The sequence below is a fragment of the Branchiibius cervicis genome (genome assembly GCF_042661605.1).
Taxonomy (GTDB): domain Bacteria; phylum Actinomycetota; class Actinomycetes; order Actinomycetales; family Dermatophilaceae; genus Branchiibius; species Branchiibius cervicis.
The window spans coordinates 2,803,784-2,819,919 of the sequence record NZ_JBHSWJ010000002.1; the positions used below are offsets into that span (position 1 = coordinate 2,803,784).

The following is a 16,136-nucleotide window of genomic DNA, read 5'->3' on the forward strand; positions in this document are numbered from 1 at the left end:
CCGTCCGCTACTGCCGATCCTCGTCGGCCGTCTCGGTGATTTCGCCCTTTTCCTCCAGGCGCTCCTCGTCCAACTCGATCGCCGCCTGCCGCTCGGATTCACCGGTCGCTTCCGACACTTCGATCGCTTCGCGGTCCCGGGCCTCGTCGGCCGCGGAGTAGCGCACTTTGCGCAGCCGGTTGTTCATGCTGCGGAACAGCAGCCAGCACGCCAAGGCCAGCGCGAACAGGATGATGAAGCCCCAGATGCCGGCCGTCGTCGAGACGTTCTCGTCGCCGCCCATCAGCCGACCCGCAGATTCTCGGGCAGCGTCGTCTCGCGGATGTCGTCGACGACCAGGTCCAACGAGCCCTTGCTGGCCAGGGCGTCCGCGGTGTCGGGGTCGATTCCGGCGAAGAGGTCGTCCTCATCGGCCGGGACCGGGACGTACGACGCCGCCAGCTCCCACTCCTCCGTCGGCCAGATGTTCGCCTGCTCGGCGGGCGAGAGCGCGAAGAACGAACCGTCCGGGTCGATCTGGGTAGCGTGCGCCAGCAGCGCCTGCTCGCGGACCGGGAAGTAGTCGGCGACGTCGACGCGTGTGGTGATGCGCGGCGGGGGTGCGCCCTCCCAGCGCTTCATCCAGTCCCCGAACGGCGACTCCCCGTCGCGTTCGAGCAGCGCCTCGTGCATCGCCAGCATCTTCTCGCGGGAGAAGCCCCGGTCGTAGTACAGCTTCAGCGGTTGCCAGGCCGGACCGGTCTGCGGGTACGCCGTGGGGTCGCCCGCCGCGTTGAACGCCGCCAGCGATACGACGTGGGTCATGATGTGGTCCGGGTGCGGATAGCCGCCGTTCTCGTCGTACGTCGTCATCACGTGCGGCCGGAACTCGCGGATCACCCGCAGCAGGGCGGGGACGGTCACCTCCAGCGGTTCCAACCCGAAGCTGCCGGCGGGCAACGGCGGCCGCGGATCGCCCTCCGGCAGCCCGGAGTCCACAAAACCCAGCCAGGTGTGTTCGATCCCGAGGATCTGCGCGGCCTTGGCCATCTCGTGGCGCCGGTACTCGGCCATGTCCCGTTTGACCTCCGGGTCGTCGGCCAGCTTGGGGTTCAGGATGTCGCCGCGCTCCCCGCCGGTGCAGGACACGACCATCACCCGGTGACCTTGCGCGGTGTACTTGGCCATGGTGGCCGAGCCCTTGCTGGATTCGTCGTCGGGGTGGGCGTGGACCGCGAGCAGGCGAAGGCTGCTGCGGTCTGCATCCCGTGCAGAGTCCAGGGCGGTCTGATCCGAGCCAGTCACGCGCTCTATTGTCTCATTCCATGGCCCTGCCAAAACCCGCCCCCGGCACCGGTAAGTGGTGGGTGGTCGGCACGATCGGTATCACCCTCGGTGTGCTGGCGGCCATTTGGTTCGGGCTGTCCGCCACCAAGGGGTTGGCGTGGTCCGACGCCGGGCACAACGTCGTCAGTGACGCACGGGTCGACGTGATATTCGATGTCACCAACCAGGGCGGCCGGCCGGTCCGGTGCACGCTGGAAGCCCTCGACAACAATCACGGGCAGGTCGGCGTACTCCAGGTGGATCTGCCCGCCAGCGACCTGACCACGACGCGCTACACCCGCTCGGTCGCGACGGTCTCCCGGGCGGTCGCGGCCACAGTGGATTCCTGCGAATACCGCTGAGCGCGGCAGGTGACCCAGGTCACCCCATCGCCGGGTGCTCCACAGAGCGTCGTTTATAATGGAGGTTCTTGCACGAACGGGTCTGGACCTGCAGACCGGCCGCGCATCCTGGAAAAGTTCCAGCAAGCGGCGACCCGCGGGTCCGGGCCTACCTTTTTTGTCTTATACCAGTTGGAGGAGATCGACGTGACCAGCACTGACACCGGCACGACGTTCCTGACCCAGGACGCATTCGACCGCCTGAAGGCCGAGCACGAGCAGCTCACGACCACCGGTCGCAGCGAGATCGCCGCCAAGATCGAAGAGGCCCGCCAGGAAGGCGACCTGAAGGAGAACGGCGGCTACCACGCGGCCAAGGAGGAGCAGGGCAAGATGGAGGCCCGCATCCGCACCCTGGAGGAGTTGCTGCGCAACGCCACGGTGGGCGAGGCTCCCAAGGCCGACGGCACGGTGCACCCGGGCATGCTCGTCACGGCTGAGATCTTCGGCGACGAGGAGAAGTTCCTGCTCGGCAGCCGCGAGGGCGCCGGTGACGACCTGACCGTCTACAGCGAGAAGTCCCCGCTGGGCGCGGCCATCCTGGACCAGAAGGTCGGTTCCACGGTCAGCTACGAAGCACCGAACGGCAAGACCGTCGAGGTCAAGATCGTCTCGGCGAGCCCCTTCGAGGGCTGATTGCTGCACACCAATGCGCCGCGACGATTTTCGTCGCGGCGCGTTGTCGCGTTAGCGGTCAGCGACGGGTGCGATCCAGCGCTTCGGCCAGGTCGGCGATCAGGTCGTCGGCGTCCTCGATGCCGACCGAGCAGCGGATCAGATCGTCCGGCACGGCCAGTTCGGTGCCGGCCACGGAGGCGTGCGTCATCTTGGCCGGGTGCTCGATCAGTGACTCGACGCCACCGAGTGACTCCCCCAGCGTCCACACCTTCGTGCCGCCGACGACATCCAGTGCCCGGTCCTGCCCGCCGGTGACCTGGAAGCTGATCATCCCGCCGGGGCGGCGCATCTGCCGGGCCGCGACGTCGTGCCCCGGATGTGAGTCCAGGCCCGGGTAGTAGACGTGCGTGACGTCGTCGCGCTCCACCAGGAACTGGGCCACCTTCTCGGCGTTGTCGCTGTGCCGCTCCATGCGGACCGCGAGGGTTTTCAGGCCGCGCAGCACCAGCCAGGAGTCGAACGGGCCGGAGATCGCGCCCATCGCGTTCTGGTGGAAGCCGATCGCGTCGGCCAGCTCCGCCTCCCGCACGACGACCGCGCCGCCGACGACGTCACTGTGGCCACCGCAGTACTTGGTGGTCGAGTGCACGACGATGTCGGCGCCGAGCGTGAGCGGATTCTGCAGGTACGGCGAGGCGAAGGTGTTGTCGACGACCAGCAGCACCCTGCCTCCCGGGCGACCGCCGCGATGGCCTCGATGTCCGCAATGCCGAGCAGCGGGTTGGTCGGAGTTTCGATCCAGATCAGCTTGGTGTTGGGCCGGATCTCCCCGCGGATGGCGTCGGGCTGCGACACCTTCGCCAGCGACACCTCAACGCCCCACGGCCGGTGCACCTTGTCGAAGAGCCGGAAGGTCCCGCCGTACGCGTCATTGGGGATGATCACGTGGTCACCCGGCTTGAGTACCGCCCGCAGGATGGCGTCCTCGGCGGCCAGCCCGGACGCGAACGCGAATCCCTTTGTGCCGCTTTCCAATTCGGCCAGGCACTCCTGAAGCGCGTCCCGGGTCGGGTTCGCCGAGCGGGAGTACTCGTAACCCTCCCGCAGCCCGCCGACGCCGTCCTGTTTGTACGTCGAGGTCTGGTAGATCGCGGGCACCACCGAACCGGTGCGCGGATCCGGCTCCTGGCCGGCGTGGATGGCTTTGGTCGAGAAACCCGTCATGGTCTCCACCCTACGAGTCGGCCCCCGAGGATCTGTATGGCGTCAGCACGCAGAACTCGTTGCCCTCGGGATCGGCCAGCACCGCCCACCCTTTGTCCCCGTTGCGCAGGTCGTTCACCAGAGTCGCCCCGAGCCCCAGGATCCGCTCGATCTCCTCGTCGCGGCCGGTGTCGGTAGGGCGCAGGCAGATGTGCATGCGGTTCTTGACCGTCTTGGGCTCGGGCACCTCCAGGAAGATCAGGAAGCGGTCGTCAGGCCCGGTCAGCCCGACCTCCTCCTCGCCTGGCTCGGCCTCCGGATCCAGGGTGAAGTCCTCCAGGACCTGGTCCCACCACACCCCTTGGGCGTAGGCGTCGGCGGCGTCGATGCAGAAGTTTGAAGCGCGGGAGGCCATACCCGCACTCAACCATCCGCCGCGGACAACCGCGAGGGGTTAAACCCCTGGGTGCTGGAGGCCCTCGAGATCCTTCTCCACCTCACGAGTCTGATAGCCGCGGGCCAGCAGGTCGATGGTGCCCGCGGCTGCTACCCGCGCGGCCAAGGCGTCCATCAACCGTAAGCACCGACCGGCACAGACCGCCTGACCGGGCGCCCTGCCTCACCCGAGCGCGCTGGACAACGCCTTCCAGTCGATCCCGGACGGCGCCTTGTCGACGATCGACTGCAGCAGCCCCAACCGGGCGGCGCGCACCGCGGGGTCTTCGGCCATCACCAGCACGTCGTCGAAGAACGTGTTCAGCGAGTCGGTCAGGTCACCGGCGGTCGCCGCCCATTCGGGCAGACCAGCCGCGCTCTGATCCGGCAGCGTGGCCACCTGGGCTTCCAGCCGCAGCTCGGCCGGCTCGGTCAGGACCGACGCGTCGTACGCCGATGACGTGCCGCCCGGGACGATCCGGGTGATGCGCTGGGTCGCCTCCACCAGCTTCTCGAAGCCGGCGTCCTTACGCAGCGACTCGATGTCGGCCAGCGCCTGCTCAGCCGCACCGGGCCGATCGGCCAGCGGCGCGATCGCGTCGACGAACCCGGCCGGGACACCCTCGTCACGCAATTGCTGTACGAACCGATCGCGCACGAATTCCGCTGCAGCGTCAACGGATTCGCCCGGCACGGTCACACCTTGGGCAACCAGTCGCACCGCAGCCGCCTTCAGGCCGTCCGCCACGGTGATCGCGGACAGCTCGGGCCGCGCGCGCAGGATGGCAACGACACCGAGCGCCGCGCGGCGCAGCGCGAAGGGGTCGGAGGAGCCGGTCGGTTTCGCGCCGATAGCGAACATCGCGGCCAGCAGGTCGAAGCGGTCCGCCAGCGCCAACAGCGCACCCTCCAGCGTCTCCGGCAACGCACCGCCGGCGGTGCGCGGGCACTCCATGTCGTAGAGGGCCTGGGCGACGGCCGGGGTCTCCCCGCCCGCTGCGCGTAGACCTTGGCCATGGTGCCGGCCAGGGAGGACAGTTCGACAACCATCTGCGTGGACAGGTCGAACTTCGCCAGTTCCCCGGCGCGGGTCAGCGTGACCTCGTCGACGCCCTCCACTCCTTCGGCGAGTTTCGTTGCTACAGAGGCAATCCGGTCGGCGCGCTGAGCCACCGAGCCCACGCGCTCCTCGAAGGTGAGCTTGTCGATGGCAGAACGGAAGTCGGCCAACGGCACCGTGAGGTCCGCGTCGAAGAAGAACGCGGCGTCCTCGTAGCGGGCCCGCAGCACCGACTCGTTACCGGTGCGCACGACGTCCGGATCGCAGTCGCCGTTGGCCATCGTGACGAAGTACGGCTTGAGCCTGCCCGCGGCATCCCGCACCGGCAGGTAGCGCTGGTGCTTGCGCATCACCGTGACCAGGATCTGCTCGGGCAGCTCCAAGTACTTCTCGCCGTAGGACCCCAGGATGCCGACGGGCTGCTCGACCAGGTTGGTGATCTCATCGACCAGAGCAGACTCGGCGTCGAAATCAACTGTGCCACCGACCGATTGCGCCAGATCGGTGGCCTGGTCGACGACCTCGGTCCGGCGGGCAGCGACGTCCAGGACGATGCCGTGCGCACCGAGCGTCGGGATGAGGTCCGTCGCGGAGGCGACATCGACCAGCGGCGTGTCATCCCCCGCTGCACGTACGTCGTGCGGCCGGTGACCAGCGACGACACCTGAGCGGGGACCACCAGCGAGCCCCACAGCGCCACGAGCCAGCGGATCGGGCGGCTGTAGGCCAACTGCGGATCGGACCAGCGCATGTTGCGGTCGGCGCGCAACCCTTCGACGACCTTCTCGATCAACGAGCCGAGCACGACCGGCGCGGTGCGGCCCTTCTGTTCCACCGACACCGCCACGTGCGTCGCACCGTCGAATTCGGCTGTGACCACATCGGATACCTCGACACCCTGGCCCCGCGCAAAGCCCTGCAGCGCCTTGGTCGGCTGGCCGGACGCGTCATAGGCGGCGGCAACCTTCGGGCCCTTACGCAACGTCGACGCGTCCGGCTCCGCAGCAGAGACAGCGGGAATCGTCAGCACGATCCGGCGAGGGGTCGCGGCCACGGCCAGGTCGCCGTACGTCAATCGGGAGTCCGCGAGCGCCTCGGTCGCCAACGTGCGCACCTGCTCGATGGCCTGGTCCACCACGTGCGGCGGTAGTTCCTCCGTGCCGATCTCCAGCACGAAGGTCGCCGGCTCCGAGGGCAATGGGTCAGGCAACGCCGCGGGCTCGGGCGAGGGAGCTGCGAGACCGCCCATCGACGACAATTCCTGCTTGGTCAGTGGGAAGTCCAGTTCGGCACGTCGCTCGACCCACAATCCGGCCACCTCGCGCGAGAGCCGGCGCATCGTCGCGAAGGCGGCGGCACGCTCGGTCGTGGAGATGGCACCGCGGGCATCGAGCACGTTGAAGGCGTGCGAGCTCTTCAGCACGTAGGTGTGCGCGGGTACCGGCAACCGGGCCTCGATGAGCCGCTCGGCCTCGGCGACGTAGCGCTCGAACAGCTCGCGGTTGGTGTCGATGTCGGCGTCGTCCAGGTAGTAGCGCGACATTTCGTACTCGGACTGGCCGAACAGCTCGCCGTAGGTCACGCCCGGTGCGTAGACCATGTCCTTGAAGTGGGTGACGCCCTGCTGGGCCATCATGATCCGTTCGATGCCGTAGGTCAGTTCGACCGAGACCGGTTCGAGGTTCTGCCCGCCGACCTGCTGGAAGTAGGTGAACTGGGTGACTTCCATCCCGTCCAGCCACACCTCCCAGCCCAGACCCCACGCGCCGATGGCCGGTTGGGCCCAGTTGTCCTCGACGAAGCGGACGTCGTGCGCCGCCAGGTCGATGCCGAGGGCTTCGAGGGACTGCAGGTAGAGCTCCTGGGGGTTACCCGGATCCGGTTTGAGGATGACCTGGAACTGGGTGTGCGTCTGCAGGCGGTTGGGGTTCTCGCCGTACCGGCTGTCGTCGGGGCGCACGGAGGGCTCGACGTACGCGACGCGCCACGGCTCGGGACCCAGCACCCGCAGGATGGTCGCGGGGTTCATGGTTCCGGCGCCGACCTCGGTGTTGAACGGCTGCACGACCAGGCAACCCCGGTCGGTCCAGAATTTCTGCAGGGTCAGCAAAGCGTCTTGCACGGTCAGCACCCGCAAAGGCTACCCATCCCCAGGGGAGGCACCGAATCGGTTTCGGCCACCCGCGGGGCGAGCCAATCCGTGATCAAAATGAGACAATCGACGACATGGTCTTTGGATTCGGACGCACCGCCACCATGGTGACGCCACAGGAAGCACTTCCCGGTCGACCCGACCCGTTGCCGGACATCCCCGACACCAACGTGGTCCTCGGCACGTCGATGCACCCGCCGTTCCCGGAGGGCTCCGCGACGCTCTATGTCGCGATGGGCTGCTTCTGGGGCGCCGAGCGGATTTTCTGGCGTCTGCCCGGCGTCATCACCACCGCCGTCGGGTACATGGGCGGCTACACCCCCAACCCCACCTACGAAGAGGTCTGCACCGGCCGCACCGGGCACACCGAGACCGCGATGGTCGTCTACGACCCGCAGCAGATCAGCGCCGGCGAGGTGCTCAAGGCGTTCTGGGAGAACCACGACCCGACGACCGCCAACCGGCAGGGCAACGACGTCGGCACGCAGTACCGCTCGGCGATCTACTGGACCACGCCCGAGCAGGAGGCCGCGGTCGCGCAGACGACCAAGGACTTCCAGAAGGTGCTCTACGACAACGGGTTCGGCGCGATCAGCACCGAGGAGAAGCCGGCCTCCGACGTCGGCCAGTTCTACTACGCCGAGGATTACCACCAGCAGTACCTGCACAAGAACCCCGGCGGATACTGCAACCACGGCTTCAAGGGCATGACCTGCCCGGTGGGGATCGTGCGTCAGGACCAGTTGCCTGCGCAGCAGGACATCCTGCCTGGCTGAGAACCCTCTTCGCGTACGCCGATCGGCCGGCTTTCAGTCGTCCTGTTCCGTCGGGCGGATGAGGAGTTCATTGATCGTCTGGTGCCGTGGCCGCGTCACCATGAACAAGATGGCGTCAGCGATGTCCTGCGCCTGAAGCGGTTCCATGGTTTCCAGCCGTTGGTAGTTCGCTTCCCGGATCCCGTCGCGCAGCTGCTCACGCAGTTCGGTGACCACCGCGCCGGGCTCGACGACCCCGACCCGTAGGTGGCGCCGGCTGAACTCCTGCCGGAACGATTCGCTGAACGCACCCAGGCCGTGCTTGGTCAGGTTGTAGACGGCCGAACCCTTTTTGACCTGCCGCCCCGCCGTCGAGGAGATGTTGACCAGGTCGGCCACCCGGCGCGGATCGCTGTCGGCGGCCGCCAGCAAGTGCGGCAGAGCCGCTTTGGTCATCGACAGGGCCGCGCGCAGGTTGATGTCGAGCATGCGGTCCCACTCCTCGATCGGCGCATCCTCGATCGGGCCGAGCAGCATGACGCCGGCGTTGTTGACCAGGATGTCCAAGCGCCCCAGCTGCGAAACGGTGTGCTCAACGGCAGCACCGGCCTGGTCACGGTCGGTGATGTCTGCCTCGATGGCGAGCGCGCCGCCGCCGACCTCCGCGGCGAGGGCGTCGAGCCGGTCCTTGCGCCGGGCCACGAGCGCGACCGACGCGCCTGCGGCGGCCAGTGTGCGCGCCGTCGCCTCCCCGATCCCGCTGGAAGCGCCGGTGACAAGGGCAACGGTGCCGCTGAGTTCACTCATAGGGCCAGGCTAAAACGTGTTGCCGACGCCGGTGCCCTAGGGGATGCTCGCACGCGTGACCTGGGTGATCGAACCGCTCGACGTTTCCTCCGACGCAGCCGTCGAGGCGTTCCACACAGCGCGCAACCGGGCCGAAGAGCACGACTTCGCCTATCACACCTCCTACTCGTTGCAGGAGACCATCGCGATGCTGCGCAGTCCGCAGCACGCTGCGCGACGGGTCCTGCGTCAGGCGCTGAGCGACGGCCAGGTAGTAGGAGTGGCTGCCGCGATGCTGCCGCTGCTGGACAACACCAGCACCGCTGACGTCGGGATCGCGGTGGTGCCGGAGGCCCGGCGGCACGGTATTGGGACCGCGCTGCTGGAGTCATTGCTGAGCGAGGCACGATCGGCGCACCGCAGTCGCGCCATCGCCTGGTTGCAGTGGCCGTACGACGCCCGTCGCGACGGATCCGGTTCTCCGGGAATGCAATTCGCTGCCGCAAGCGGATTTCACGTCAGCCAGCTCGAAGTCCAACGGATCCTCGACCTGCCGGTGCCGGTCGACGTACTGGACGATCTGGAGCGTCAGGCGGCCGATCATCATGCGGGCTACACATTCCGCACGTGGGCCGGCGCCGCACCGCAGGAGGTTCTGCCCGGCTACGGCCGGCTGGTCGGTGCGGTGGAAACCGAAGCGCCCACGGGTGAGCATGTGCCCGAGGTCGAGGTGTGGGACGAGCGGCGGATCCGCGAGCAGGAAGAAGAGCTGGAGCAGCAAGGGAGGACCCGGATCACGACGTTGGCGCTATCCCCCGATGGCGAACCGGTGGGCTATACCGACCTGGTGTACGCGGCGACCGACGGCGGCCGGGTCTACCAGTGGGGCACGTTGGTGGACCGCGCCCATCGCGGGCACCGGTTGGGCATGGCACTCAAAGTGCGCACCGCCCGGGCGATGCAGGAGGCCTTCCCGCACGCGGCGTACGTGCGCACTTGGAACGCAGAGTCCAATGCCCCGATGATCGCGGTCAACGACGCGATGGGCTTCCGCCCCGTCGGCTGGGCGGCCGAACTCTATCGGGACGTGTGAGGATCACACCTTCGCGCTGAAGACCGGCAGGTAGCCGGACTTCTGACCGGTCGCGGTCGGGTGGTAGGACTCCTCGATGTCCAGCAGATTCACCGAGTGCAGCCAGCGGCCGGAGTCACAGATCTCGTGGCCGGCAAACGCCGAGCGGACGTCACCGAAGGTGAAACCCGCCTTGGTAGCAGCGGTTTTCGTGAGCGAGTCGAGCAGGTCGATGCCGCTGTCGATCGCGGTGCGTGATGCCTGGCTCAGGCCGATACAGCTCTTAGCCACGTCGTAGAAGTCGGGGTAGCCCAGCACCACCACGTGGGCGTTGCTCGCCTTGGACTTGATCGCGCTGTAGACCTTGGCCAGCTTGGCCGGCAGGTGCGCCGTCGCATCGGCCTTGGCCGCGTTGATCTCGTTGACACAGGTCGTGGTGCCTTTGAGGTTGCAGTCCTGCATGATCCCGCCGAAGTTCTCGTCGTTACCGCCGATGGTGATGCTGACCAGCGTGGTGCTCGACGACAGCGCCGAGAGCTGTTTGTTGATGACGTCGGTTGTCGTCGCCCCCGAGCAAGCCACCGATGCGTACGACGAGGGCGCGTGGGCCGCCGCCCACAAAGCTGAGTAGGCGTTCGGGCTGCGATCGCAACTGCCGCTGCTGGAGATGTAGCTGCCGGCCCCCACCCCGGCGGAGTAGGAGTCGCCGAGAGCGACATAGCGCACGCTCGCTGCATCAGCGGTGGGCACCAGCCCCAATCCGGTGACACTGGCGACGGCGGCAGTGAGGACGATCGTGCGTGGACGGGACATGGCGCGCTCCTGGGGGTGAGGGTGATACCCCTAGGAGCAAACTCCTCACCGGTTCCGGACACCAGAGCAGCGGCGCAGAACTTACCCAGAACTTACGACGCGGCTGGGTCGGTCGTCCCTTGGCGTCCGAGCGCCGCGAATGGTGATGTTCACTGAGGTGGTGACGTCTTCAGCCCCCTCCACCGCACCACTGACCAACCTGGTCGTCGCCCGCCTCACCGAAGTTCTGCCGGAGGGGCGTCTTGTCACCGATCCGCAGGTGCTGGCGTCCTACTCCCACGACGAGGCCGAATGGGCGCCGTACGCCCCGCCGCTCGCCGTGGTCCGCGCTCGTGACACGGCCGACGTCCAGGCCGTCGTCCGCGTATGCCTCGAACACTCGGTGCCGCTGGTGACCCGGGGCGCCGGCACCGGGCTGTCCGGTGGGGCGAACGCCGTCGACGGGTGCGTGATCCTGTCGACGGAGAGGATGACCCGGATCGTCGAGGTCAACGGCATCGAACGCCTTGCCGTCGTCCAGCCCGGCGTCGTCAACGACGACCTGCGAGCCGCCGTTGCTGAGCACGGCCTGTGGTACCCGCCGGACCCGGCCAGTGCGCCGTGGTCGACGATCGGCGGCAACGTCGCGACCAACGCGGGCGGACTGTGTTGCGTCAAGTACGGCGTGACCCGCGATTACGTCCTGGAGCTCGAGGTCGTCAACGGGCTGGGTGAGATCGTCCGGCTCGGTCGCCGTACGGCCAAGGGCGTCGCCGGCTACGACATGGCCGGGCTGATCGTCGGATCGGAGGGCACGCTCGGGGTGGTCACCGAAGTCACCGTGCGCCTGCGCGACCTGCAACCGCCGCAACGCACGGTGGCGGGCTACTTCTCCTCCATCGTCGATACCGGGAACGCCGTCGAGGCGATCGGGGCATCAGGGGTAGTTCCCTCGGCGCTGGAACTGATCGACAAGCACTGTCTGGCGGCGGTCGACAAGTGGAAGAACATGGGTCTGTCGGTCGATGCGAACGTCGTGCTCCTGGGCCGCACCGACGCGCCCGGCGCCGCCGGTGAGCACGAGGCCCAGGTGATGCTGGAGGCCTTCGAGACGGCCGGTGCGACCTGGGCTGCCGCCTCCAGCGACCCCGAGGAGGCTGAGGCGCTCTTCGCCGCACGCCGACTCGCCTACCCCGCACTGGAGCGGCTCGGCCCGGTGCTCACCGAGGACGTGTGCGTCCCGAAGGCTGCCGTGCCGGAGATGCTGCGCCGGATAGAGAAGGCTGCTGTCGACAACGACACCCTGATCGCGAATATCGCCCACGCCGGCGACGGAAATCTGCACCCGCTGCTGATCACCGATGTCGGCGACACCGCTGCACGCGAACGAGCCGAGACCGCGTTCCGTCAGATCATTGCCGACGCCTTGGACCTTGGTGGCACCGTGACCGGTGAGCACGGTGTCGGCCTGCTCAAACGTGACGGGCTGCATCAAGAGCTGTCGGCTGAGGAGCTTGCGATGCAACGTGCCGTGAAGCAGGCCCTTGATCCGCACGGCATCTTCAACCCGGGCAAGGTGTTGTAGGTCTTGCACCGTAAAAGCTTGTCCGGCAATAAAATTCGTCGTGCTTGACCGATGGGTCATGCACCTCCACCACAAGCGCCCCCATGTCGTTGGCGTCGCTCTTCCAGGTGTGATGCTGCGCGCAGGCTTGGCGTTGGGGTTCGGTGAAATGATCAGCCCGTGATCGAACCATCGGAGTTGCGGCGGAGCTTCGACTCGGTCGCAGACCTGTACGAGGACGCACGCCCGACCTACCCCGACGCCTTGTATGAGGCCCTGATCGCCGCCACCGAACTGACCGCTTCCAGCCGGGTGATGGAGATCGGCTGCGCCATGGGCAAAGCAACCCTGCCGCTAGCCAGACGGGGCTGCCGCACGACATGTGTTGAGCCTGGGCCCGCCCTGGCGGCCGCGGCACGTCACAACCTTCGAGCGTTCCCCGACATCACGGTCCGGCAGGCCCGCTTCGAAGACCTCCCACCAGATCAGTTCGAGCCCTTCGACCTGGTTTTCGCTGCCACGGCGTGGCACTGGATCGACCCTTCCCAGCGCTACCGTCAGGCCTGGCAACTGTTGCGTCCGGGCGGCTACCTGGCGTTCTGGAGCGCTACCCACACCTTTCCCCCGACAGAACGACGGTAAGGTTCGGCGGCTTGATAACCCTGGGTTATCAACTCATGCGAAGACCTCGTCGGTGGTGGGCCGAAAGGTCCAGCGCAGCGCGTCAGGGAGCAAAACACCGCCGTGGTTGGGGCTGTGCCCACCGTCACCAAGGACAAGGCGGAAGTCGTAGCCGGCTTCGGCAAGAACTGCCGAGACGCGCAGGTTGGTGGCCAGCCAGTTCTCTTCGGGCTCATTCCAATTGAGGTCGCGATGTCCGGCCTGCAGGAAAACCCGCAGTGGCTTAGCGGGCGTCTTCGGGATGAGCTGCGGGTAGGGGTTTCCCCGGGCATCTGGGCGAAGCTGGACAGGAAGGCGATGACGCGTCCGAACTGATCCGGCCGATGCCAGGCGGCGGTGAAGGCGCAATTGCCTCCGCTGCTGCCGCCGCAGATGGCCCGGTGGGCCGGGTCGGCGCTGAGGGCCCAGCGGCCCTCCACAAGCGGAAGGACCTCCTCCAGCAGGAAGGTGACGTACCGGTCATCGAAGGCGTCGTACTCGGCGTGGCGGTTCTTCCGCTCGTCGGGGTCCTCGACGTCGGCGAAGACGCCGGGGTCGACAAACACCCCGAGGGTCGGTGGCAGGGCTCCCGAGGCGACGAGGTTGTCCAGCACGGTCCCGGCGCGCACCTGCCCTGCGGGGTCGAGGTACCACCAGCCATCTTGGAACACGACCACCTGCGCGGGCCTCGCGGCGTCGTGACCTGCCGGCGTGTGCACCCAGACGCGACGCGAGGTGCCCGGGTATGCAGTACTGCCCAACAGAACGAGCTCGACCGTCTCGCCAGGGGAAACGCCGTCTTGGAGCTGTGAGTCCGGCCCGTACGCATAGACCACTTCGGACTGGTCGATGGGCAATGGTCGATATGCAAGGGTTTCCACGCTCGCGACCGTAAGTGCAGCGTGGGCGAAACGCTAAGCGTTTTCCCTGTCACCCATGTCCTGATACATCGCACACGACACGCCGCCGCGGGTTGCATAGTTCGAACACTTGTTCGATGATCGATGGATGCTCCAACCGGCTCCCGTCACCGATCGCGCCCCCGCGGTGCGCCCGGCCGACGTACGCCCGCTGGATCCCATCGAGCACCTCAGCGGAGCCTCCCGGCCACCGCGCGGCAACCTGCCGGTGCACCCGATTCTCGCACCTGCCTTCCCTGGCGGTCTGCGCCGCGGAGGCATCTACCACCTGACCGGCTCCCTCACGATCGCCCTCGGCCTGATCGCCGGGGCCAGCGACGCCGGTGGCTGGGCGGGCGTGGTCGGCATTCCCGATCTCGGCATCGAGGCCGCCGCCGATTGGGGTATCGCCCTGAACCGGTTGATCCTGTTGCCGACCGGTGGGAAAGACTGGACCCAGGTGATCGCCGCCCTGATCGAGGCGGTCGACCTGGTGATCGCCCCCGCCCCGCCGCGGCTCGCCCCTGCGGAGTTGAACCGCCTGACTGCGCGTTTGCGGGACCGTCGCGCAACGATCGTCGTACTGGGCCGCTGGCCGGCCGGATCGCTGGCCCACGTGCACGCGCACACCGAGCGCTGGGACGGCATCGGCGACGGCCGCGGCTATCTGACCCGCCGGCATCTGCGCCTGGACATCACCGAGCGGCACAGGACACGCAGCGTGCACCTGGAGCTCTCATGACGGGACTGGTCACCGATTCTGAGGAGATCGAGGATTCTGAGGATGCCTGTGCCTTGAATGACCCTCACAAACTGCGATCACCTCAGAAACCGCAGGGGCAACGGTGAAGCCAGCGCCGCAGCCCGTCCGGGTCATGCTGATCTGGTGTCCTCAGTGGCCAGTCCTCGCCGCCCGGATGATCCACCGGGTGCCCGAGCACGCACCGATGGCACTGGTCGCCAAAGGAGCCGTGGTTGCGTGTTCACCGGCCGCGCGCGACGAAGGCATCCGACCCGGGGACCGCCTGCGCCAGGCGCAACATCGCTGCCCGGATCTCATTGTCCTGCAACATGATCCGGAGGCCGAGCAGCGTGCCTTCGAGCCTATTCTGCGGGCCATGGCTGACGTGGTGCCGAGTGTGCATCTGGTCCGGCCCGGTGTCGCCGCCGTCCGGGCCGGCGGAGCCGCCCGCTTCTACGGGTCCGAGGTGCGGGCCGCGCAGGAGCTGCAGATCGCCGTACGCCGAGCCCACCCTGACGGGGCACCAGACGTTCGCGTGGCAGTGGCTGACGGTCTCTTCGCGGCAGAACAAGCGGCCTACCAGGGGGTGGAGGTCGTCCCGCCGGGCGGCTCCCCGGCCTGCTGGCCGACCTGCCCGTCACCGTCATTGCCGAAGCAGCCGGCGATCCCAAAATGGCGAACGTGCTGCGCCGCATGGGTATTCGCTCGATCGGCGCACTGGCCGGACTACCCCGCGAACAGGTTCTCGACCGGTTCGGTGCGGCCGGCCTTCGTGCCCATCAGCTGGCGTGCGGGCTCGACGCACCGATCCTCAATCCGCGCACCGCCCCGGACGAGCTGGCCGCCCGCATCGTGTTGGACGAACCCTCCGATGCCATCGAAGCCATCGTCAGCGAATGCGGTTCTGCCGTGGAGCAACTCAGTGCTCGCATCAACGACGGATCACTGGTGTGCACCGGGATCCGGATCATCACCCACCACGAGCCGGGACCCCGCGAAAGCGCCGGTGAGATCCACGAACGCGAGTGGCGCCACCCATGGCACCTGGGCGCCCGGGAGATCCTCGACCGGGTGCAGTGGCAACTCACCGATCTGGGCAAGCAGAAGCGCCGGCCGATCACCCTGATCGAGATCGCCGCCACCGAGTTGGACGCCGCCGTGCAGCACAGCCAGGGTCTGTGGGGGGATCGGCCTGACGACCACGTGCTGCACACCCTCACCGGCCTGCAGCACCGGCTGGGCTATGACGCAGTCCTGGTCGGCAGTGTCGTCGGTGGCCGGATGTTGCATGAGCGACAAGCTTTTTCCCCGTTCGGACAAGCCACTCCCGACCGGGCAGTGCGACGGCTGGAACAACCGTGGCCGGACACCGTCCCCGGTCCCGCCCCATCGGTCGTCTTCCGGGAAGCCCAAGCCATGCGGGTGCTGACCGAGCGCGGCACCCCGCTCTCGATCAGTGATCGCGGAGTACTCACCGGCACCCCGGCCACCGCCGAATGGCCGGGCCGGTCGACCGGTCGGATCACCGCGTGGGCCGGGCCATGGCCGGTCAACGGCCGGTGGTGGCGACGGGCCAAGACCGACCAGAAACCCCTGCACCGGTTCCAACTCGTCGACGACCAACAGCAGGCCTGGCTGGTGCTGCACGCGGCCGGCGAGTGGTGGGCTGAGGCGCGTTATGACTGAGGTGAG

General features: G+C 67.7%; 14 protein-coding genes and 4 pseudogenes. 10 read left to right on the forward strand and 8 right to left on the reverse strand.

Annotated features, from left to right (window positions below; genetic code table 11):
* Nucleotides 1-7: 7 nt before the first annotated feature.
* A complete protein-coding gene (locus ACFQBT_RS14565; RefSeq protein ID WP_377823724.1) occupies nucleotides 8-283 on the reverse strand; it encodes a hypothetical protein in 276 nt (91 codons plus the stop codon).
* Entirely contained in the window at nucleotides 283-1,284 is a 1,002-nt protein-coding gene (gene mca / locus ACFQBT_RS14570) for a mycothiol conjugate amidase Mca (protein ID WP_377823726.1), read from the reverse strand. The genes ACFQBT_RS14565 and mca overlap by 1 nt, the downstream gene beginning before the upstream one ends.
* Before the next feature lie 20 nt (nucleotides 1,285-1,304).
* Here mca and ACFQBT_RS14575 point away from each other — a divergent pair, with 20 nt between their 5' ends.
* Complete coding sequence (locus ACFQBT_RS14575; protein ID WP_377823728.1) at nucleotides 1,305-1,667, forward strand: DUF4307 domain-containing protein; 363 nt, start codon at nucleotides 1,305-1,307, stop codon at nucleotides 1,665-1,667.
* A 186-nt stretch (nucleotides 1,668-1,853) separates the two neighbouring features.
* The gene (gene greA / locus ACFQBT_RS14580) at nucleotides 1,854-2,342 is read left to right on the forward strand and encodes a transcription elongation factor GreA (RefSeq protein ID WP_377823730.1); all 489 of its coding nucleotides are present in this window, start codon (nucleotides 1,854-1,856) and stop codon (nucleotides 2,340-2,342) included.
* A gap of 58 nt (nucleotides 2,343-2,400) precedes the next feature.
* Here the strand turns inward: greA and ACFQBT_RS14585 are convergent.
* The 3 genes and pseudogenes from ACFQBT_RS14585 to ACFQBT_RS14595 all read right to left on the reverse strand — a co-directional run bounded on the left by ACFQBT_RS14585 (nucleotide 2,401) and on the right by ACFQBT_RS14595 (nucleotide 7,153).
* Nucleotides 2,401-3,548: pseudogene (locus ACFQBT_RS14585) on the reverse strand (cystathionine gamma-synthase).
* A gap of 10 nt (nucleotides 3,549-3,558) precedes the next feature.
* Nucleotides 3,559-3,942, reverse strand: coding sequence for a VOC family protein (locus tag ACFQBT_RS14590; protein ID WP_377823732.1), 384 nt, complete (start codon nucleotides 3,940-3,942; stop codon nucleotides 3,559-3,561).
* A gap of 204 nt (nucleotides 3,943-4,146) precedes the next feature.
* Nucleotides 4,147-7,153, reverse strand: a pseudogene (locus ACFQBT_RS14595) (glycine--tRNA ligase).
* Nucleotides 7,154-7,248: 95 nt separating this feature from the next.
* Here ACFQBT_RS14595 and msrA point away from each other — a divergent pair.
* Entirely contained in the window at nucleotides 7,249-7,950 is a 702-nt protein-coding gene (gene msrA / locus ACFQBT_RS14600; protein WP_377823733.1) for a peptide-methionine (S)-S-oxide reductase MsrA, read from the forward strand.
* A 33-nt stretch (nucleotides 7,951-7,983) separates the two neighbouring features.
* Here msrA and ACFQBT_RS14605 read toward each other — a convergent pair whose 3' ends face one another.
* Entirely contained in the window at nucleotides 7,984-8,736 is a 753-nt protein-coding gene (locus ACFQBT_RS14605; protein WP_377823735.1) for an SDR family NAD(P)-dependent oxidoreductase, read from the reverse strand.
* 55 nt (nucleotides 8,737-8,791) lie between these two features.
* On the opposite strand from ACFQBT_RS14605, the gene ACFQBT_RS14610 reads away from it, so the two are divergent.
* Nucleotides 8,792-9,808 carry a GNAT family N-acetyltransferase gene (locus tag ACFQBT_RS14610; RefSeq protein ID WP_377823736.1) on the forward strand — a complete coding sequence of 339 codons (1,017 nt, stop codon included), beginning with the start codon at nucleotides 8,792-8,794 and terminating at the stop codon, nucleotides 9,806-9,808.
* Nucleotides 9,809-9,811: 3 nt separating this feature from the next.
* On the opposite strand, the gene ACFQBT_RS14615 is transcribed toward ACFQBT_RS14610, so the two are convergent.
* Complete coding sequence (locus ACFQBT_RS14615; RefSeq protein WP_377823737.1) at nucleotides 9,812-10,600, reverse strand: SGNH/GDSL hydrolase family protein; 789 nt, start codon at nucleotides 10,598-10,600, stop codon at nucleotides 9,812-9,814.
* 160 nt (nucleotides 10,601-10,760) lie between these two features.
* Between ACFQBT_RS14615 and ACFQBT_RS14620 the strand changes: the two genes are divergently transcribed.
* From ACFQBT_RS14620 to ACFQBT_RS14630, 3 genes are all read left to right on the forward strand, one after another.
* Nucleotides 10,761-12,164 carry an FAD-binding oxidoreductase gene (locus tag ACFQBT_RS14620; protein ID WP_377823739.1) on the forward strand — a complete coding sequence of 468 codons (1,404 nt, stop codon included), beginning with the start codon at nucleotides 10,761-10,763 and terminating at the stop codon, nucleotides 12,162-12,164.
* Nucleotides 12,165-12,323: 159 nt separating this feature from the next.
* Entirely contained in the window at nucleotides 12,324-12,785 is a 462-nt protein-coding gene (locus ACFQBT_RS14625) for a class I SAM-dependent methyltransferase (protein WP_377823741.1), read from the forward strand.
* Nucleotides 12,786-12,899: 114 nt separating this feature from the next.
* Nucleotides 12,900-13,139: a hypothetical protein gene (locus tag ACFQBT_RS14630; protein WP_377825608.1), complete on the forward strand. Its 240-nt coding sequence runs from the start codon at nucleotides 12,900-12,902 to the stop codon at nucleotides 13,137-13,139.
* 35 nt (nucleotides 13,140-13,174) lie between these two features.
* On the opposite strand, the pseudogene ACFQBT_RS14635 reads toward ACFQBT_RS14630, so the two are convergent.
* A pseudogene (locus ACFQBT_RS14635) lies at nucleotides 13,175-13,684 on the reverse strand (alpha/beta hydrolase); the annotation flags it as partial.
* 127 nt (nucleotides 13,685-13,811) lie between these two features.
* On the opposite strand from ACFQBT_RS14635, the gene ACFQBT_RS14640 reads away from it, so the two are divergent.
* The 3 genes and pseudogenes from ACFQBT_RS14640 (at nucleotide 13,812) to ACFQBT_RS14650 (ending at nucleotide 16,130) form a co-directional block, all read left to right on the forward strand.
* A complete protein-coding gene (locus ACFQBT_RS14640; protein WP_377823743.1) occupies nucleotides 13,812-14,444 on the forward strand; it encodes a hypothetical protein in 633 nt (210 codons plus the stop codon).
* Between the two features lie 205 nt (nucleotides 14,445-14,649).
* Nucleotides 14,650-14,886: pseudogene (locus tag ACFQBT_RS14645) on the forward strand (Y-family DNA polymerase); the annotation flags it as partial.
* 239 nt (nucleotides 14,887-15,125) lie between these two features.
* Entirely contained in the window at nucleotides 15,126-16,130 is a 1,005-nt protein-coding gene (locus tag ACFQBT_RS14650) for a hypothetical protein (protein WP_377825609.1), read from the forward strand.
* The last annotated feature ends 6 nt before the right edge of the window (nucleotides 16,131-16,136 follow it).